Source organism: Acidovorax sp. LjRoot74, from assembly GCF_964254355.1.
GTDB lineage: Bacteria > Pseudomonadota > Gammaproteobacteria > Burkholderiales > Burkholderiaceae_C > Acidovorax.
Window position 1 is genome coordinate 5,051,903 of sequence record NZ_CAXUTI020000001.1, and the last position, 18,796, is coordinate 5,070,698.

The 18,796-nt window shown below is 67.4% G+C and carries 18 protein-coding genes; 9 read left to right on the top strand and 9 right to left on the bottom strand.

Annotation, left to right across the window (positions count from 1 at the left end; genetic code table 11):
• Positions 1-139: 139 nt before the first annotated feature.
• Together ACSQ3O_RS23970 and ACSQ3O_RS23975 are read left to right on the top strand one after the other, a co-directional pair.
• Entirely contained in the window at positions 140-349 is a 210-nt protein-coding gene (locus ACSQ3O_RS23970) for a hypothetical protein (protein WP_137747595.1), read from the top strand.
• Positions 350-464: 115 nt separating this feature from the next.
• Positions 465-800: an RNA recognition motif domain-containing protein gene (locus tag ACSQ3O_RS23975; RefSeq protein WP_137747594.1), complete on the top strand. Its 336-nt coding sequence runs from the start codon at positions 465-467 to the stop codon at positions 798-800.
• 129 nt (positions 801-929) lie between these two features.
• On the opposite strand, the gene ACSQ3O_RS23980 is transcribed toward ACSQ3O_RS23975, so the two are convergent.
• Together ACSQ3O_RS23980 and ACSQ3O_RS23985 are read right to left on the bottom strand one after the other, a co-directional pair.
• The gene (locus ACSQ3O_RS23980; RefSeq protein WP_436140705.1) at positions 930-1,883 is read right to left on the bottom strand and encodes an AEC family transporter; all 954 of its coding nucleotides are present in this window, start codon (positions 1,881-1,883) and stop codon (positions 930-932) included.
• A gap of 228 nt (positions 1,884-2,111) precedes the next feature.
• Positions 2,112-3,389 (bottom strand): ABC transporter substrate-binding protein, encoded by a 1,278-nt coding sequence (locus ACSQ3O_RS23985; protein ID WP_137747592.1) that lies wholly within the window; start codon positions 3,387-3,389, stop codon positions 2,112-2,114.
• Between the two features lie 311 nt (positions 3,390-3,700).
• Between ACSQ3O_RS23985 and ACSQ3O_RS23990 the strand changes: the two genes are divergently transcribed.
• From ACSQ3O_RS23990 to ACSQ3O_RS24005, 4 genes are all read left to right on the top strand, one after another.
• The gene (locus ACSQ3O_RS23990; protein WP_137747591.1) at positions 3,701-5,776 is read left to right on the top strand and encodes an ATP-dependent helicase; all 2,076 of its coding nucleotides are present in this window, start codon (positions 3,701-3,703) and stop codon (positions 5,774-5,776) included.
• Between the two features lie 179 nt (positions 5,777-5,955).
• Complete coding sequence (locus ACSQ3O_RS23995; protein ID WP_436140706.1) at positions 5,956-6,324, top strand: hypothetical protein; 369 nt, start codon at positions 5,956-5,958, stop codon at positions 6,322-6,324.
• On the top strand, positions 6,324-7,523 hold the full coding sequence (locus tag ACSQ3O_RS24000; protein ID WP_298453369.1) for a phospholipase A: 1,200 nt from the start codon (positions 6,324-6,326) through the stop codon (positions 7,521-7,523). The genes ACSQ3O_RS23995 and ACSQ3O_RS24000 overlap by 1 nt, the downstream gene beginning before the upstream one ends.
• 372 nt (positions 7,524-7,895) lie before the next feature.
• Entirely contained in the window at positions 7,896-8,285 is a 390-nt protein-coding gene (locus tag ACSQ3O_RS24005; protein WP_008903515.1) for a hypothetical protein, read from the top strand.
• An 80-nt stretch (positions 8,286-8,365) separates the two neighbouring features.
• Here ACSQ3O_RS24005 and ACSQ3O_RS24010 read toward each other — a convergent pair whose 3' ends face one another.
• Entirely contained in the window at positions 8,366-8,845 is a 480-nt protein-coding gene (locus tag ACSQ3O_RS24010) for a universal stress protein (protein ID WP_436140707.1), read from the bottom strand.
• Positions 8,846-8,958: 113 nt separating this feature from the next.
• Between ACSQ3O_RS24010 and tgt the strand changes: the two genes are divergently transcribed.
• The 3 genes from tgt (at position 8,959) to ACSQ3O_RS24025 (ending at position 12,399) form a co-directional block, all read left to right on the top strand.
• A complete protein-coding gene (gene tgt, locus ACSQ3O_RS24015; RefSeq protein ID WP_436140708.1) occupies positions 8,959-10,131 on the top strand; it encodes a tRNA guanosine(34) transglycosylase Tgt in 1,173 nt (390 codons plus the stop codon).
• A gap of 119 nt (positions 10,132-10,250) precedes the next feature.
• Positions 10,251-10,718 (top strand): hypothetical protein, encoded by a 468-nt coding sequence (locus ACSQ3O_RS24020; RefSeq protein ID WP_436140709.1) that lies wholly within the window; start codon positions 10,251-10,253, stop codon positions 10,716-10,718.
• Positions 10,719-10,980: 262 nt separating this feature from the next.
• Positions 10,981-12,399 carry a diguanylate cyclase gene (locus ACSQ3O_RS24025; RefSeq protein WP_436140710.1) on the top strand — a complete coding sequence of 473 codons (1,419 nt, stop codon included), beginning with the start codon at positions 10,981-10,983 and terminating at the stop codon, positions 12,397-12,399.
• Between the two features lie 37 nt (positions 12,400-12,436).
• On the opposite strand, the gene ACSQ3O_RS24030 is transcribed toward ACSQ3O_RS24025, so the two are convergent.
• The 6 genes from ACSQ3O_RS24030 to ACSQ3O_RS24055 form a co-directional block, all read right to left on the bottom strand.
• Positions 12,437-13,864, bottom strand: a complete 1,428-nt coding sequence (locus ACSQ3O_RS24030) for an FAD-binding oxidoreductase (RefSeq protein WP_436140711.1) — start codon at positions 13,862-13,864, stop codon at positions 12,437-12,439.
• A gap of 7 nt (positions 13,865-13,871) precedes the next feature.
• A complete protein-coding gene (locus ACSQ3O_RS24035) occupies positions 13,872-14,927 on the bottom strand; it encodes a serine endopeptidase (RefSeq protein ID WP_436140712.1) in 1,056 nt (351 codons plus the stop codon).
• Positions 14,928-15,004: 77 nt separating this feature from the next.
• Entirely contained in the window at positions 15,005-15,859 is an 855-nt protein-coding gene (locus ACSQ3O_RS24040) for a DUF2145 domain-containing protein (protein ID WP_436140713.1), read from the bottom strand.
• 11 nt (positions 15,860-15,870) lie between these two features.
• Entirely contained in the window at positions 15,871-16,356 is a 486-nt protein-coding gene (locus ACSQ3O_RS24045; protein ID WP_436140714.1) for a hypothetical protein, read from the bottom strand.
• A gap of 119 nt (positions 16,357-16,475) precedes the next feature.
• Positions 16,476-16,964, bottom strand: a complete 489-nt coding sequence (locus ACSQ3O_RS24050; RefSeq protein ID WP_137747582.1) for a YiaA/YiaB family inner membrane protein — start codon at positions 16,962-16,964, stop codon at positions 16,476-16,478.
• Between the two features lie 179 nt (positions 16,965-17,143).
• Positions 17,144-18,796, bottom strand: a complete 1,653-nt coding sequence (locus ACSQ3O_RS24055) for a patatin-like phospholipase family protein (RefSeq protein ID WP_436140715.1) — start codon at positions 18,794-18,796, stop codon at positions 17,144-17,146.

Consider the following 18,796-nt stretch of genomic DNA (forward strand, 5'->3'; position numbering starts at 1 on the left):
CACGCACCGCACCTTTTTGCGACCTGTGTCGCCCAGTGGATCTGTCGAGCTGCAGCCCACCGCGTTCCTTGATGCTCACGCGGCCCTTCCTTGCGGCCCGCGCTCCTGATTGATCCAGATTTCACCCACTGCCATTTCCATGGGCCGCTACGTCGTTTCGCCCACGACACACCCCACCGACTGCGGCCGCTTTCGCGCCTCCTTCTCGGTCCACCGCTCGCAGGGCAACGGCAGCTACTGCCGCGTGTTCCGTTTTGACAAGGCCTTTGCCTCGCGCGAAGCCGCACGGCTTTTTGCCGTGACCCAGGGCTGGCTGCAAACGAGCATGCAGCATCCGCCCCAGTGCTGATGGCCTGCCCCACGCACCTGCCATCCAGCGCGCCCCCGCTGCGGACTTACTGTCCGCCACACAGAACCCCAACGGTGCGCGAATCGTTGCGCGCCATTTTTAGAAAGGCTCTTCCATGAGCAGCAAAATCTATGTGGGCAACCTGCCCTATTCCGTGACCGACGCCAGCCTGAACAGCAACTTCGCCGAGTTTGGCGGCGTGTCGTCTGCCAAGGTCATGATGGACCGCGACACGGGCCGCTCCAAAGGCTTCGGCTTTGTGGAAATGGCCAACGCCGACGTGGCCCAGGCCGCCATCAAGGCGCTGCATGGCATGTCCGTGGATGGCCGCACGATTGTGGTGAACCTGGCCCGCCCGCGCGAAGAGCGCAGCGATGCAGGTGGCTACACCGCCAGCAAGCGCTCGGATGTGGGCTACGGCACCGGCGGCTACGGCGGCGGTCGCTACTGAACCCGGTAGCCTCCACAAAAAACCGGCTCGCCTGAGCCGGTTTTTTTTCGCCCCGACGCAAAGAATCAGGCCTTTTTTCAGCCTCTGCGCGCATGGGGCGGGCGCGACAAGCTACAAAATCAGTAGCAATCAGGTCAGCAGCGCCACCGCCGCAGAAAAGCTCAGGAAGGCGAGCGCGGTGGACACCAGGATGATGCGCGCCACCCGCCCGTTGTTGGCGCCGAACTTCTCGGCCAGCAGCGAAACGTTGCTGGCACTGGGCAGCGCGGCCAGCAGCACCAGCACCGTGAGCGCAAACGGCGTGAGCGGCACGCCCATCGCCATGGCGGCCGTGCCCACGCCCCACACCAGGAGTGGGTGCACCAAAAGCTTGGCCAGCGCCACGGGTACGTAGTCCCGCGCGGGCACCTGCTCGTGCTGGTTCATCTGCGAGCGCGCCAGCACGGCGCCGATGGTGAACAGCGCCACGGGCGATGCTGCGTCGGCGAGCATGGCAATGGTCTTGTCCACCGGGCCGGGCAGCTGGAACTGCAGGGCCGAAGCCAGCGCACCCAGCGCAATCGACCAGGGCATGGGATTGGTCGCCATTCCCTTGAAGGCGTTTTTCAGCGCCACGCCCACGCCGTGGGTACCGGCGCCATCGAGGCGCGACAGCGCAATGCACAGCGAGCTGGTGATGACCATGTCCACCACGATGGTCACGATGGCCGGGCCCGCGCTCTGCGCGCCCAGCAGCGCCACCAGCAGCGGCACGCCCATGAAACCGGTGTTGGGGAAGGCAGCCACCAGCGCGCCGAAGGCGGCATCGTTCCAGCCGATGTGCGCCTTGCGCGTGAGCGCCACGGTGGCGCCCACCATGACCAGCGCACACAGCACGTACACACCCGCCACGGCCGGGTCGAGCAGCTGGGCGATGGGCGTGCTGGCGCCAAAGCGGTACAGCATGCAAGGCAGCGCAAAGTACAGCACGAAGGCGTTGAGCCCCGGGATGGCTGGTTGCGGCAGCACGCCGCGCCGCGCGGCGAGGTAGCCGCAGAGCACAAGCGCAAAGAAGGGGAAGGTGATGAGGAGGACGGAGAGCACGAAAGCTATTGTCGGGCGGCCTGCGCCATGCCGGGCCGCACCGTCAGCGCAGAGTCAGACGGGGGTCATCGCACACAACGCATGCAGCAGAAGCAAAACGCACCTCGGCGTCTCCACGGATTGGCATTCAATCGGACAACCAGGCGGGGAGCCGCAGACACTGCTGTAGCACGGCAAGGCTCCCTCCACCCCCAAAAAGGACGTTAGCCGGTTGAAGGCCAATCCGCATCACTGCTTGCGCTGGATGATGAGGTTGCGCTTGGCATCCTCGGGGTAGGCAAAGGTGATGGCACCGTTCTTGACCATGCCCATGACCAGCATGTTGCGCGTGATCGCGTCCTTGTCCTGCGCGCTGAAGGGCTTGTCGTAGGTGGTTACCACGCCGTAGTAGGTCTTCATCTTGCCCTCCAGCGACTCCTTGATGGCCTTGCCGCTCAGGTTGCCGTCGCGGATGCCGAGGAAGGAATACATCAGCAGGTAGGTGGCGTCGTAGGCGTTGGCCGCGGCCATGGGCACGGCCACCTTGCCCTGGAACTTGCGCGTGTAGCCCGACAGGAAGGATGCACGGCGCTCGTTGCTGGGCTCGGCGATGAAGGTCTGCACCATCAGCGCGCCCTCGGCCGCGTCCTTGGCGCCTTCGAGGAAGAACGGGAAGGACAGCGGCCACGGCCCCACCTGCGGCACCTTCCAGTTGAGCGCCTTCTTGCCGTTGGCGATGGTGGCGTTCTCCGGCCCCACGGTGTAGCTGTAGACCACATTGGCACCCGCGTTCCGCGCCGCTGTCAGCTCGGCCGTGAGGTCCTTCACCCCCAGGTCAAAACGCGCCACGTGCACGGGCTTGAGGTTCTTGGCGGCCAGCGCGGCCACCACATCGTTGTAGCCGCCTTCGCCATAGCCGGTCTTGTCGGCAAAGATGGCGACCTTGTCCCAGCCGCGTTTGACGATGTCGTCCACCAGGAAGGGCGCCTGGATCGCGTCGCGCGCCTGCACGCGGAAGATGTAGCTGTCAGGCGCAGGGTATTTGGCCGTCACGGCCGTGCCCGTGGCGCAGGGCACGATGAGCGGGCTTTTGGCGTCCTGGAACAGGTCGATGGCCTTGAGCGCCACGCCGGTGTTGCAAAAGCCGATGGTGGCGACGACCTTCTCGGCCAGCAGCTCCTGCGAGACCTTGCGGCCCTGGTCGGGGTTGGCCGTGTCGTCCTTGACGACCAGCTCCAGCGGGCGGCCCAGGTAGCCGCCCACGGCGTTGATCTCGTCCACCGCCAGCTTGATGCCGTTGAGCATGGGCACGCCAAAGTCGGCCGAGGGCCCGGTGAACGGCCCCACCACGCCAATGCGCACGGGGGTGGTGCTGCCGATCTGGGCGTGCGCCGGGGCCAGCGCCACACCGGCCAGCAGGGCTGCGGCCACCACCGCCCCAGGCCGCCAGCAGCGGGCCTGCGGCCGGGGACGGCCAGGGCCCGATGGCGCAAACGGAAGGGCGGAAGACAAAACAAAAGAGATCATGGGCGTGCGACCGGGGGCTTGGAGTGGGGGGCAACACCGCCTGCAAGCAGGCGGAGGGGTCGCAGCCAGTATCAAATTGCAAAAACAAAGCCCCTAGCGGGGTTTCCCGGAGCGGCCAGCCCACGGCCCTTGCTGCACACCCGTCCGTCAGCGCCTTGTCAGCCCGGGGCAGAGCCCCCAGGCCGGTGGCTGGCACGGGCGCGCCGGTATCATTGCGCGCTTCGCAGCGGGGCCCGCCCCTGCCGCCGCCGTCCTGGCCCGCCCTCCCCGATTCCCTTTCTTTTTTCTGCGTTCCGCGCCCCCCTGCCCCCATGTCTGCCGGTCTCAATCTCGCCCAGCTCCAGGCTGTCCACTACACCGATGGGGCCTGCCTGGTGCTCGCGGGCGCGGGCTCGGGCAAGACGCGGGTGATCACCATGAAGATCGCCCACATGATCGAAAAGGGCATGGACCCCAAGCGCATTGCGGCCATCACCTTCACGAACAAGGCGGCGTCGGAAATGCGCGAGCGCGCCGGGCACCTGATCGGCCGGCGCGCCAAGGACGTGCTGATCTGCACCTTCCACGCGCTGGGCGTGCGCATGGTGCGCGAGGACGGCCATGTGCTGGGCCTCAAGCCCCAGTTCAGCATCCTGGATGCCGACGACGTGACGGGCATCCTGAAGGAGGCCTCGGGCGGCACCACCGACATGGCCACCGCGCGCCAGTGGCAGTGGGTGATCAGCAAGTGGAAGAACATGGGCCTGACCTCGGCCGAGGCGCTGGCCCAGGCGGCAGACGACAACGAACGCATCATCGCCACGCTGATGGCGCGCTACGAGGAGCGCCTGGCGGCCTACCAGAGCGTGGACTTTGACGACCTGATCGGCATGCCGCTGCGCCTGCTGCGCGACTTCCCAGAAGTGCGCGCCAAGTGGCAGGCGGCGCTGGGCCACGTGCTGGTGGACGAATACCAGGACACCAACGCCACGCAGTACGAGCTGCTCAAGCTGCTGGTGGGCGCCAACGGGCACTTCACGGCCGTGGGCGACGATGACCAAAGCATCTATGGCTGGCGCGGTGCCACGCTGGACAACCTGAAAAAGCTGCCGGTCGATTACCCGCACCTCAAGGTCATCAAGCTGGAGCAGAACTACCGCTCCACCAGCGCCATCCTGCGCGCGGCCAACAACGTGATCGGGCCCAACCCCAAGCTCTTTCCCAAGACGCTGTTCAGCGAGCTGGGCGAAGGCGAGCCGGTGCGTGTGATCGACGCCGACAACGAAGAGCACGAGGCAGAGCGCGCCGTGGCCCGCATCCAGAGCCTGCGCGCAGCCAGCAACCCGCCGCCGGACTGGAAGGGGTTTGCCATCCTGTACCGCGCCAACCACCAGGCCAAGCCTTTTGAAAAAGCGCTGCGCAAGGCCAACGTGCCCTACAAGGTGTCGGGTGGAACGAGCTTTTTTGACCGCGCCGAAATCAAGGACCTGTGCGCCTGGTTCCGCCTGTGGATCAACAACGACGATGACCCGGCGTTCCTGCGCGCCATCACCACGCCCAAGCGCGGCATCGGCCACACCACGCTGGCATCGCTGGGCGCGTTTGCCACGCAGCACAAGCAAAGCATGTTTGGCGCGCTGTTCAACGGCATGCTGCCTGCGGCCGTGCCCAAGCGCGCCATGGACGGCCTGCACGAATTTGGCCGCTACATCAATTACCTGGAGTACAGCGCCCGCCGTGTGCATGGGGCGGAGGATGCCCGCACGTTCCTGAACGACTGGCTCAAGGAAATCGGCTACGAGCAGCACCTGTACGACAACGAAGACAGCGAGAAGGTGGCCGCCGCGCGCTGGAGCAACGTGATGGAGTTCTGCGACTGGATGGCCCAGCGCGCGGGCGGACAGATTGACGACACGGCAGGCGCCGTGGTGGCCAAGGAGACCAAGAGCCTGCTGGAGGTGTCGCAGACCATCGCCCTGCTCTCTACCATCAGCGAGCGCGAGAAGGACCAGGACATGGTCACGCTCTCGACCCTGCACGCGAGCAAGGGGCTGGAGTGGCCCCATGTGGTGCTGGTGGGCGTGACCGAGGGCATGCTGCCCTTCAAGCTCGACGACGACGAAGGCCGCCAGCAAAAGGTGAGCGACGACACGCTGCAGCGCCTGCAGGAAGAGCGCCGCCTGATGTACGTGGGCATCACCCGCGCCCAGCGCACCCTGGCCGTGAGCTGGACCAAAAAACGCAAGAAGGGCCGCGAGATGGTGGCGGCCCAGCCCAGCCGCTTCATTGCCGAGATGGGCCTGGACAAGACCACCGCCCGCGAAGATCCGCGCGAAAAGCTCAAGGCCCTGCGCGCCGAATTTGCCGCAAAGAAGGCGCTGGCCGCTGGCGCACCCCCTGCCGCCTGAAGGCCACGCACTGACCTGAACGCCCACTTGCCCCGCACATGCCCCGAACACGCCCCGCCCGCCTGCCCCAGCTGGGACTGCCAATAGCTATTATTTTGATAGCTATTGGCGCTTATCCAGCGCGCGCAGACGGCCAAAAAAACTCAAAAACTAGCACCGCCTGCCCGGCAGCCGCCGACATGGACCACCAGCACCTGCAAGGCCGCTGGCTGGCCGAGCTGCGGGCCCCGGCCGCAGAGGGCGGTACCCCGCCGCCCCCCACCACCGCCGTGCTGCAGCTGGGCCCCCACCCCGAGCTGGCACACAGTGTGCGTGGCACCACGCAGCGCGGCAGCGCCACCGCCCAGGTCAGCGGCGATGTGGACGACGGCGACCTGACTCTGGAAGAATCGATCAACGGCACGAACATCAGCGCCACCTGGACAGGCCGGGTGGTGGATGGAAGTTGCGGCAAGGAAATACGCGGAACATGGAACAACGCCCACCCCACGCCCCCGGCTCCCGCAGCCATTCCGTTTGTGATGCGCCGGCAGGCGGGATGGCAGTGATGTCCGCCCCCACGCCCGCCACCGTGGCCACGCCCTTCGGCCCCCTGCACCGCGCGGCAGCCTTGGTGCTGGCCACCCTGGCCCCGGCAGGCGCCGTGTGGGCACAGGCAACGCCCGCCGCAGCCCCCGGAGCAGACAGCGCCTGGCGCCGCTGCACCGCGCTGCCGGGCGACAACCAGGCGCGCCTGGCCTGCTTTGACCAGTGGGCCGCCGAGCAGAGCTGGAAGGCCCCCGGCGCCTCGGCAGCCGATGCCGCCAGCACCGCCACCGCCGTGCCTGCGCCTGTGGACACCACGCTGCCCGCCACCCGCATCATCGAGGTGGCGCGCACCGAGGGCTGCCGCGACCCGCAGTACAGCGACCTCTCGCGCTTCTGGGAACTGGAGTCGGGCAGCGACTGCGGCACCTTCAGCTTCCGGGGCTACCGGCCCATCACGGTGTCGGTGGTGGCGTCGAGCAATGTGAACCGCCAGCCCACATCGGACGCGGCGGACCATTCGGCCCTCACCTCCACGCCCTACCGCCGCACCGAGAACCGCATCCAGCTGTCGGTGCGCACCAAGATCGCCCAGGGCCTGCTGACCCAGGGGCATCCGACGCTCAAGGATTCGGTGTGGTTCGGCTATTCGCAGCAGTCGTACTGGCAGCTGTTCAGCCCCCAGATCTCGCGCCCCTTCCGCACCACCGACCACGAACCCGAGGTGATGTATGTCTACCCCACCACGGCGCAGCTGCCGCTGGGCTGGAAGTGGCGCTACAGCGGCGTCGGACTGGTGCACCAGTCCAACGGCCAGAGCAACCCGCTGTCGCGCAGCTGGAACCGCGTCTACCTGATGACCGGCATGGAGCTGGACAACCGCTGGAGCGTGAACGCCAAGGTCTGGAAGCGCCTGTCCGAAAGCGCCGACAGCGACGACAACCCCGGCATCAGCGACTATGTCGGCCGGGGCGAGCTGGCGGTGTTCTGGAACGCCAACAAGGACAACACCCTGGGCGCCACCTTCCGCAGCGCCCTGGCCCGCAGTGACCGGGGCTCGGTGCGGCTCGAATGGATGCAGACACTGGGCAGCGGCCTGTGGGGCAGCAAGAGCAACCTGCGCCTGCACACCGCGCTGTTCAGCGGCTATGGCGACAGCATGATCGACTACAACCGCAAGCGCACGGTGTTCAGCGTGGGGTTGAGTCTGGTGGATTTTTAGCAGAGACATCCCCCTGAGGCGCTGCGCGCCTTCCCCCTTCTCTCCAATGGCTGCGCCATTCGGGAAGGGGGACGCAGCCCTCGCTGCGGGGCGGCCCTTGCTCGGCTGCCCTCGCTTGGTGCGTGCCGGTTTCGATGGCCGCGTGCATTGCCAGGCACGGCCAAGAGTGGGCACCCGAATTCGCTCACAACTCGTTACGACATCATTCTCAAGTTTCCGGGAATGGCGCCGACGCGCCGCCACAATGGCACGCGCACCAACACCGGCACGGCGATCCCGCCACACCTCCGATAAGCGCGGCTTTTTGGCCGCAATACCAGCCATTGCCTTGTGCGTGCACCCTCGAAAATGCGCCCAGAGAGGAACACACCCATGGACATGCAATACCAGCTCAAGGCAGGCAGCTACTACCTGTATGACATGCGCGAGGCGCCCAGCGCCGTCACGGGTGAACGCCGCTTCAAGCTCAAGACCGACACCGTCGCCATTGCGTTCGACAAACACACGGGCGAGGTGCACCAGCATGGCAGCCCCACGCGCATCCAGTCGTGGGCCAACAACACGCGCCGCCGCCTGCGCGCGGCCGGGGCGCAGGACGTGGCCAACGACATCGTGGTGGTGTCGGGCCCGCTGCCCGTGGACGAACTCAACAAATGCTTGTGGGTGCGCGGCTATGTGCGCCGCATGTTCTCGCGCCTGGCCACCCTGCCCCATGGCAAGCTGCAGCGCCCTGCGGCCGAGCCGTTCCGCAAGGCAGCCTGAGCCCACAATCCCTTTCTCTTCCGCCTCTCCTCAGGGCCGCGCACAGCGGCCCTGATCGTTTTGGGCCTCCGAGAAGCACCTCAGGCTTCGGCATCCTCTGCCACATCGCCCTCCACACCCTCCAGCACCTCGGCATGCTTGACGATGGTCACGGGCACCGGGCTGGCGTGGGCCACCTCCTGCGATACCGAGCCCAGCAGTGCGCTGCTGAGCGCGCCCTGGCCCTTGGCGCCGATCACCATCATGTCGCAGCCCGAGCGCTCGATCATGTCCACCAGCGTGTGCGCCACATCGCCCACCCCCACATCGGTTTCGTAGGAAATGCCAGCCGCCTCCAGCAGCGCACGCGCCGGGGCCATCAGGTGTTCGCCCGCCTCCAGGCTGGCGGCGGCGATCAGGTCGGGGTCGCGCGTGGTGACCAGCTCGTAGAGCGTGGCGGGTTCCTGCACGTTGGCCAGCACCATGGTGGCCTGGAGCCCCTGGCGCACCAGGGCCAGCGCGTGGTGTACGCCGTCCAGGGAGAGTTCCGAACCATCCACGGCGATGAGGATCTTGAGCATGGTGTTCTCCTTGAGTGAGTCAGTGCAGACCAGTGTAGCGACGGCCTGCGCAAACACCAGCCCATACCCTTGAAGCAGATCAGGCAAGCCCGTCTGGGACAATGCGCCCCATCATGCTGCAGTTCGACCTTCTCAAAACCGACCCCTCCAGCCACGCCCGCCGTGGCCAGCTCACGCTCAACCATGGCGTGGTGCAGACCCCCATCTTCATGCCCGTGGGCACCTATGGCACCGTCAAGGGCGTGATGCCGCGCAGCCTGCACGACATGGGCGCGCAGATCATCCTGGGCAACACCTTCCACCTGTGGATGCGCCCGGGCCTCGACGTGATGCAGAGCTTTGGTGGCCTGCACGGCTTTGAAAAGTGGGACAAGCCCATCCTCACCGACTCGGGCGGTTTCCAGGTCTGGAGCCTGGGCGCCATGCGCAAGATCACCGAAGAAGGCGTGACCTTTGCCAGCCCCGTGAACGGCGACAAGCTCTTCATGTCGCCCGAGGTGAGCATGCAGATCCAGACCACGCTCAACAGCGACATCGTGATGCAGCTCGACGAGTGCACGCCGTACGAGACCAAGGGCCACAAGACCACCGAGGCCGAGGCACGCAAGAGCATGGAAATGAGCCTGCGCTGGGCCAGGCGCAGCCAGGACGAGTTCCACCGCCTGAACAACCCCAACGCGCTGTTCGGCATCGTGCAGGGCGGCATGTTCAAGCACCTGCGCCAGGAGTCGCTGGAGCGCCTGGTGGAGATGGATTTCCCCGGCTACGCCGTGGGCGGCGTGAGCGTGGGCGAGCCCAAGGATGAGATGCTGGACATCATGGCCCACACGCCGCACCGCTTGCCCGCGCACAAGCCGCGCTACCTGATGGGCGTGGGCACGCCCGAGGACCTGGTGCAGGGCGTGGCCGATGGCGTGGACATGTTCGACTGCGTGATGCCCACCCGCAACGCGCGCAACGGCACCATGTTCACGCGTTTTGGCGACCTGAAGATCCGCAACGCCCGCCACAAGGCCGACCACAAGCCGATGGACACCAGCTGCACCTGCTACGCGTGTGCGGGCAGCTCGGGCGTGCCGTGGGACGACGGCGGGCGCGAAGGCTTCAGTCGTGCCTACCTGCACCACCTGGACCGCTGCGGCGAGATGCTGGGCCCCATGCTCACCACCGTGCACAACCTGCACTACTACCTGAACCTGATGCGCGAGGTGCGCGAATCGCTGGAGGCGGGCACCTTTGCCCAGTTCCGTGTGCAGTTCAAGGCCGACCGGGCGCGGGGTGTGTAAGGGCGTAACCCCGGCTGCATTAGCTATATATTTGATAGCTTAAAAGGCTTATCCATCAGTCGGAAAAGGCCAAAATCATTCCAAAAATCCTGCACTCCCTGCTGCGCTGGCCTGGCCGGATGGCGGCGGGCCTGGCCAGCGGTGTGCTGGCCCTGGTCATCCTGTTCGAGGAGTGGGGCTGGGTGCCGCTGCAGCAGCTGCTGGCGCGCATCGGCCGCTGGCCCGGGCTGCGCTGGATCGAGGGCTGGGTGCGCAGCCTGCCGCCGTGGGCGGCCGTGGCGCTGTTTTTGCTGCCCACGGTCCTGCTGCTGCCCGTCAAGCTGCTGGCCCTGTGGGCCATCGGGCGCGGGCATGTGGTGCTGGGCATGCTAGTGATCGTGCTGGCCAAGGTGGTGGGCACGGCGGTGGTGGCGCGGCTGTTCACCCTCACCCAGCCTGCGCTCATGCAGCTGCGCTGGTTTGCCTGGGCCTATGCACAGTTGACACGCGCCAAGCACGCCGTGCTGGCACGCGCCCGCGCCACCTGGGCCTGGCGTGTGGCGCGTGTGGTCCAGCGCCAGTGGCGGCAGCGCTGGCAGCGGCGCTGAGCGGGGCCAGGCCGCCCCGCTGCGCCGAAAGGTGCGCCCACACCATGCAAATTTGATAGCAACAGAGTCAACACCATCAGGCGCAAGCTGCCATAAATGCGCCATAGACGCGCCATAGACGCGCCATAGACGCGCAGTAAAACCACGGGACACGTCCCTCGGGCTGTTGGCAATTGTCAACAAATGTTTCAACATACTGTGGCACCCCACGGCCTGCCCACCGGCTGCGGAGACAATCCACCACCGCCCGCTGCCCACCTCCATGCTCCGCACCCTTGCTCTCCCCCGGCCGATGCCGCCCGCGCTGGCCTGGCTGGCCTTGGGGCTGCTGATTTTTGGCGCCTGCCTGGTGGGCATCTTTGCGCGGCCCATCGGGTTCCTGTCGGCGTTCTGGCCCGCCAATGCGCTGCTGCTGGGCCTGCTGGTGCGCTACCCCCACCTCGCCCGGCCACCGGCCTGGGCGGCGGCGGCGGTGGGCTATGTGGCGGCCGACCTGGTCACGGGCAGCGCCTGGGGCATGGCCCTGTGGCTCAACGCGGCCAACCTGCTGGGCGCCACGGCGGGCTGGCTGGTGCTGCGCCGGCTGGACGAAAGCATTCGGCGCCTGCAGCGCACGGCCTCGGCGCTGTATCTGCTGCTGGCGGCGCTGGTGGCCAGCACCGTGGGCGCGCTGGCGGGCTGCGGCGCCGCGCCGGTGTACTTCAACGCCCCCTGGACGGACCTGCTCTCGCTGTGGTTCAGCACCGACCTGATGAACTACATGCTCATCGTGCCCGTGGTGCTGGCCGCGCCGCGCGCCGACGACCCGCCGCATGCCCCGCAGGGTGGCCTGCAGGGCATGCCGCTGTTCTGGCGCGTGGCGCCCATCAGCTCGCTGCTGCTGGCCGAAGGCATCCGCACCGTGATCGGCGGGCCGGGCATGCTGGCCTTTGTGGTGCCAGGGCTGCTGTGGTGCGCGCTCAGCTACAGCGCCTTCACCGCCAGCCTGCTGTCGCTGGTGGTGTGCCTGTGGACCATGGCAGGCGTGGCCACGGGCGTGCTCAACTTCACGCCCGCCCATGCGGGCGATGTGTTCTCGCTGCGGGTGGGCGTCACGCTGCTGGCGCTGGGGCCGCTGGCGGTGGCCTGCGCCAGCGCCGCGCGCGCCGAGGCCCTGCGCCGCCTGGACCACGCCGTGCGCCACGACGACCTGACCGGCGTGCTCGCGCGCCGGGCCCTGCTCAAGCAGGGCGCGCGGCTCGTGGCCAGCCACCAGCGCGGGTCCGCCGGAGCGGCGGTGCTGATGCTGGACGTGGACTTCTTCAAACAGGTCAACGACCAGCACGGGCATGGCGCGGGCGACCAGCTGCTCATCGGCATTGCCGAGGCCCTGGCGCGCACGCTGCGCCCCCAGGACCTGCTGGGCCGCCTGGGCGGCGAAGAATTTGCGGCGGTGCTGCCCGGGGTGTCGCCCGCCGAGGCCCACGCCATGGCCGAGCGCCTGCGCAGCGCGGTGGAGCAGCAGCCCTTTGCCACTGCCCCCGGCGGCCACGGGCCCACCCAGCACGCCACCGTGAGCATTGGCCTGGTGCACAGCGCCACCATGGGCGGCAATGCCGACATGGACATGCTGCTGCTGGCGGCCGATGCCGCGCTCTACCGCGCCAAGGCCGAAGGGCGCAACCGGGTGGCGCTGGCCTGACTGCCTGCATCGCACCCCACAACCGGCGTCCGCCGCCCTACAAATACTGCGCCCAGAGCATGTTGCGCATGCGCCCTGCCGGGTCCCACACGGCCTTGGTGGTGCGAAACCGGTCGGCCTGCGGGTAGGCCGCCGCAAACTGCGCCTGCGTGGCATGGCGCTGGTACGGCAGGTAGTAGGTGCCGCCGTGCTCCAGGGCCAGGCCGATCAGCGCACGCGTCCACAGGCCCACCGCTGCGCAGGCCTCGGCGCTGGTGCCTTGCTTGTAATACAGCACCCACGAAAACACCTCCTCGCGCGCCCAGGCCATCACAGCGTCGGCGTCGGGCGGTGCGTGGCGCACCGAGATGTTGAGCACCTGCGCCCCATGCTGCTGCAGGATGCGGGCCAGGCCCCGCGTGAAAACGGCGAACCGGGGCATGGGCACAAAATATTCCTGCAGCACATAGGTGGACTGCGCGCGGCTGGCGGGCTCCAGCGAGGCCACATCCAGGCTGGCCTCGTGGTTGCGCCACGCCACCGGCTGGCCGCGCAGCAGCGCCGGGCGCACCACCTTGTGCTGCAGCTGGTCGCCCCCTGGCAGCTCGGTCAGGGCCCAGATCACGGATTTCTCCAGGCCGTAGCGCTGGCCGCGGGGCACCAGGCGCTCGGGTACCGTCACGGGCTTGTCGGTGGTGGCCCAGGTCACGGCGGTGGCGCGGTCAAAGTGCGGGGGCAGCAGGTCGGCGTTGTGCATCACGGCCCGGGCGTTGGCGCGCACCTTGGCGGCAAAGAAGCCGGGGTAGTCGTCCAGCGCCACCTGGGCCACGCTGCGCTCGATGGCGGTGTTGGCGTCCAGGTCCAGCTCCACCTCGGTGATCACCCCCAGCCCGCCGTAACCCCCCAGAGCGGCGCGGAACAGGTCTGCATGCTGCTGGCGGCTGGACTCGCGCACCTCGCCGCTGGCCAGCACGATCTGCAGCGCCCGCACCGATGCGCTGATGGGACCATGCCCCACATAGCGGCCATGCACGTTGACCGACACCGACCCGCCCACGGTGAAGTTCGCATAGCTCTGCATGGTCCGCACCGCCAGGTCGTGCGGGTCCAGATGGTCCTGCAGGTCGCGCCAGCGCATGCCGGCCTGCACGCGCACCGTGCGGGCGGGGGCGTCCAGCCACACCAGGGCGTTCATGCTGCGCATGTCGATGTGCAGGCCGCCCTCCACGCCCACCTGCCCGCCCATGCTGTAGCGCCCGCCCCCCACGGCCACGGCGCCAGGCCAGTGCTGCACCGCCTGCACCACGTCCTGCACGCGAATGGGCACCACCACCCGCGATACCCGCACGGGGTACAGGCGGGTCACGTTCTCGATCAGCGCGCCGGGCGCGCTGTGGGCAGGCAGGGAAACGGCCCCCAGCACACCTGCGGCCGCCAATGCGCCCAGCAGCTCGCGGCGGCGCAGCCCGTGGGGTGCGGTGCTCACCCTTGCCTCAGTCTTCGCGCGCCAGCTTGATGCCGGCCCCGGTGCCACAGGCGTGGCAGAACCGTGCAAAGGCGCTTTTGCGCGTAGAGCAGCTGCCGCAGTGGTCAAACAGGCCAATACCGCAGTGCGGACAGAAGTCGATCTTCTCGTTCTTCAGGTCCACGGGCCGCTCGCAGCCGGGGCACACGCTTTTGGCTAGGCGGGCCAGGGCCACGTCGTAGCTCAGCTCCTTGCGGCGCTCCTGGTCGGGCAGGGCCTCGGCCAGCTTCTGGCGCTCCAGGTAGCGGTTGAGCGCCTGGATGGCATAGCGCCCCACGACGGCCGTGATGGCAATGCCCACCACATAGCGCACGTAGCCGCCGTAGCTGGGCAGGTAGGGCACCAGCTCCACAAAGAAGGCAAACAGCGCGAAGAAGATGAAGCCCCACACAAACGGCCAGTAGGTGCTTTTGCGCTGCTTGACGAACAGCCAGCCCGCGATAGCCAGCAGCGGGAGCGTGAGGGCCAGCCGGTAGAGGAACACGCGCAGCTCGACCTTGCGGCGCTCGGCGGCGAGCTTCTCGTAGCCGTCAGCCTCCATGCGGAGCAACTGCTCCTGCCGTGCGGCAGCGGCCTGGCGGGCGTCCAGGGCAGCCTGCTGCTGGGCCTCGACCGCTTGCTGGGTCTTGCGTTCGGCGAGCTTGAGCACATCCAGCGCCTGGGTGCGCGCCAGCACCTCGGGGTCCTGGTCGGCGCGCTGGGTGGCGCTGCGCGTGGACAGCCAGTTGTTGAAGCTGTCCCGCTCGGCCTGCACCTCGCTGCGCACCTTGCTGCGCTGCAGCTGGGCCTGCTCCAGCGCGGTCTGCGCGTCCTGCTCGGCCTGGCGTGCGGCCTTGACCTCGGTACGCAGCTTGTCGGCAGCGGGTTTGTCGAGGAAGTCGTCCACCCGCAGCGGCGTCTCGACCTTGGGCAGATCGCCCACGATGGTGCCACCCAGGCCGATGAGGAAGCTGGCAAACACCAGCGCCACCAGCCACAGGCCCCGGCGAAACCATTTTTCGGACAAGCGCAGTGATTTGCTCATGGTGACTTCTCTCCTCAGATACTACTGATTTGATAGCTACAACCGCTTACCAGACAGGCGCAAAGGCCGATTTTTGTTCAATTTTTCAGCACCAGCACCACCGAAGGCGCCGCCAGCTGGGTGCGCTGCAGCCACGCCAGCACCGAGTCCACCGTGACGGTCTCGATGCGGTCCGAAAAACGCTTCTCGCCGGGGTGATCGTCAAACGCAATATTGGCTGACCCGACCCGCCCGCCCATGCGCGTGAGCGGCCCGAGCTTGAGCGCCGTGGGTTCGTAGCCCTTGAACTGCAGCCAGGCCTGCGCCTGGTCGCGCGCACGCACCGTGCTGGGCTCCATGGCCATCGCCAGGGTCTCCAGCGCCCACTGGTTGGACTGCTGGTATTTGCGGCCCCACGCGTAGCTGACCATGCTGTAGGGCAGGTGCTGCAGCGCCTTGGTGCGGCCCTTGTCCTGCAGCACGGCCAGCAGGCGCTGCTGCACCTCGGGCGTGGGCACGGCATACACGGCCTCGTAGCGCCACAGGTCGTCAAGGAAGAATTCGCCCAGGCCCTGGCGGTACAGGTGCCCCACCGCCGTGCCACATTCGTTGAGCTTGTGCGCCACACGCCAGGGGCCTTCGGCGGTCTTGTAGGCCCAGCCCATGTGCGAGTAGCGCAGACCGTACTTGGAGAGGTCTTGCCCCGCGCGGGCCAGGGCCACCACCTGCGCGCCGGATTTGGCATGCTCGGCATCCAGCGCAGCCGAGGTCTGCTCGGCCAGCTTCATGCCGCGCTCGATCACCTGGGGCGGCACGGGCTTGCGGGATTCGCAGGAGCGGCCCGCGTGGGCCGGGGTGGCGGCCACCAGCGCGGCCCCGGCAAGGAACACCATGCCCACCACGGCGGGGATGTGCTGCACGGGATCGCGACCAAGGTTCAGGGCTTTCACCATCGTGCCGCTCCTCACAGGCGCTCGTTGTGCAGCAAAGCGCGGCCGATGGCATTGGGCACAAAGGCAATCGCCTCACCCGCCGCCGCCAAGATCACGCCCGTGCCGATCACGCTGCAGGTCACCACCGTGCCCACTGCATAGGCCGAGCCCGCCACACCACGGCCGACCACCTCCACACTCACCTGGGCGCCGTCCGAAGCACGCTCCAGCAGGTACACCGTGCCCACAGCCGAGGCCTCCACTGCCCGCACCGTCAGCACCGCACCGCCCACCGACAGTGCGGCCGGCACCGTCACCACCGCGCCTGCGGCGGCCGAGGCCACCGACGCCGTGCCCACCACCGAGGCCACAGGCAGCATCGACAGCGCGGCAGACGCTTCGCTCTGCGCCCGGGCCGGAGCGGCCGCTACCAGGGCCGCGCACACCACACCGACTGCCAGCAGGGCGCGGGGCAGTCGGGAGGGGTCCCACGAAGAAAACACGGTATTCATCATCATTCACTCCTCAAAATGCGGTCCCACCACGCACCCAGGGTGCGGGAGAAACCGGGTCGAAAACCAGAAAGAAAATTTGCCGGTACGGGCAGCAATGCGCCGCCTGCGTACATCCGAAGCGATCAGTTCGCGCTGTGGTTCTGGGCTGCCGCCTGGGCAGCTTCGCGGCGGCCTTGCAGGCGGGCGTCCATCAGGTCCGCCTCGTGGCGGTCGCGCAGCATCTTGGCCAGCGTGAAGGCCGTGGTGATCAGGTACAGCCAGCTCACCCCCAGAAACGCCTTGTAGGTCACGTTGATGTCCATGCTCAGCAGGCCCCAGCCCGTCAGACCCATGGCCACCGCAAAGCCACCCCACACCACCAGCTTCCACATAGGGGTGTCGCCACCACCACGGCGCGAGGCGCTTTCGTTGTCCCGCACAAACTTGGCCAGCACAAACGCGGCCGAGAGGCAAAACACATACCCCATCACCATGAACGCCTGTTCCAGCTGCTCGCCCGGCAGCCACGCCAGGCCCACTGCGCACAGAAAAACCGCGATGCCGAACGAGACCCACACCTGCAGCTGCCAGGCCTTGGTATCACGCTGAACCACGATGGGAGAGGAAGACATTGCTGTGGTGCCCCGGGGGGCGTTGGTTGAACACGGAGCGAATGGTGCGGGAAACCAGGCCATGACAAGCCACCAGAACGCCAAAGTACCCAGCACAAGCCCAAAAAGTACCGGAATCCGATACCTTTTGGCGCCTGATGGCGTCTCTCCAAGGCAGCCGCCCGCAGCAGATGGCGGGATCAGCGCATCAACAGGGGCTCCGGCAGGACTGCGGGCAGACGCCCAGCGCCCGCCCCGGACACACATTTCACAAACCGGTCGGTGTTCTGCTCGGACTCGGTCAGGTTCAACGGCTGGCGTATGGGGGCGACCGCGAGCTCGGGGCGGAACAAGGGCTCGTCCTCCAGATGGCATTGACCGCCCTGGTCCAGCCCACGCTGCCCGAACCATTGGCAGACCTCAGCCAGAGACATCCGGTCTTGCCGCACGGCGATCCGCGCTGCGTCGTAGAGCAAATCCTGGAGCTGGGCCTGGCTGCAGTTCGGCGCGCCGCTCAGGCGGTAGCTGGTAGCCACCTGGCTGATCAAGCGCCCCAGGCGGGAGCGGTAGGCAAACACTTCCTTGTCCGCTTCCGCGTTCAGGTCCAGGGGTTTGCCTTCTCCCGCCTGAACCCGCCAGGGCACGATGGCCTGGATGTCATCCAGCGCGATGTGCCACACCTGGCAATCGAACTGGCGCCGCTCCGGCACCCTGGCGGCCGACAGATCCAGTGCGTTGGTCTGGGTGAAGTACCGCGCCTCCGTGAAGGCCCGGCCGTCCAGGTGGTAGTAATCGACAGGGAACTGGCTGATGCGGCGATAGGGCCGGATCTTGTAGTCCCACAACCCAGGCGCCAGCTCCACGTTGAACTGCCCCTGGGGGGCATCCCGGCGGATGCCCATCTGCGACAGGGTCTGGTCGCGGCGGTTGGACAGCATCGCGTCGATGGCATCCAGGAAGTTCAGGTCGATCAGCACCGAGCCGAAATTGCGCCGGTCCGATTGCCGCATCTCCGTCACCCCGGCATTGGGCACGTGCGAGTCCACCATCATGATCATGCAGCCCTGCGAGGGCTGCCCGGCGTTCAGGCGGTTGACATGGTGTTCGCGGGCCAGGCGGATCAGGGTCTCGACGCCCAGGTTGTCGCTGGGCCCGCCATCGATCAGGTGCAGGTAGCGCTTGTCTCCGGGGTCGTCTCCGCCCTCCCGGCGTTTCACCGGGTCCAGGCTGTAGCGGCGCAAGGTCACCGAGTTGAACACCCCCGGAAACGCCCCCGAGGAAGCCATGGCCCAGGCGATGGGGAACTGGCTGAGATCGGACCCCGTGGCGCGCAGAAACTGCCGGTCGCTGAAAACAAAACGCACGCCGCCGTTGGTGGTGTCCGTGGCATTGAAATACACCGCAGGCCGGCGCGGCCCTCGCGGCCCCAGGTCGGCAAAGGTCACCCGCTTGCCATCAAAGAGCTTTTCTTCGAACAACTCAGCGAGATGGTCGCTGCGGTCCAGGTCCGAAAAAGTCGTCGCCAGCAGGTTCACGGGGTTGAGCAGCTTGCCGATGAGCGGCATGGCGAAGTCAGTCGATGCCATCTGGCGCCCTTGCTCTGCCCAATCCAGCTTCTCGCCATGGATCGCAAAGTAGGCAGCGGGAATCGAGCCGCCGCTGACCGCAGAAACCGCATCCACGTTCCCCAGAATGCCCAGCTTGTCCAGCTCTTCCAGGGCCGCCATGCCAAAGTTGGCCGAGCGGCTGCCCCCGCCGCTGAGGGCCAGGCCCACAAACTGGGGCCGGTCGGCCACCCATTCAGTGGCCGCACGTGGAACCGGCACCTGCGGGCGCACAAAGGAGCGCCCCAT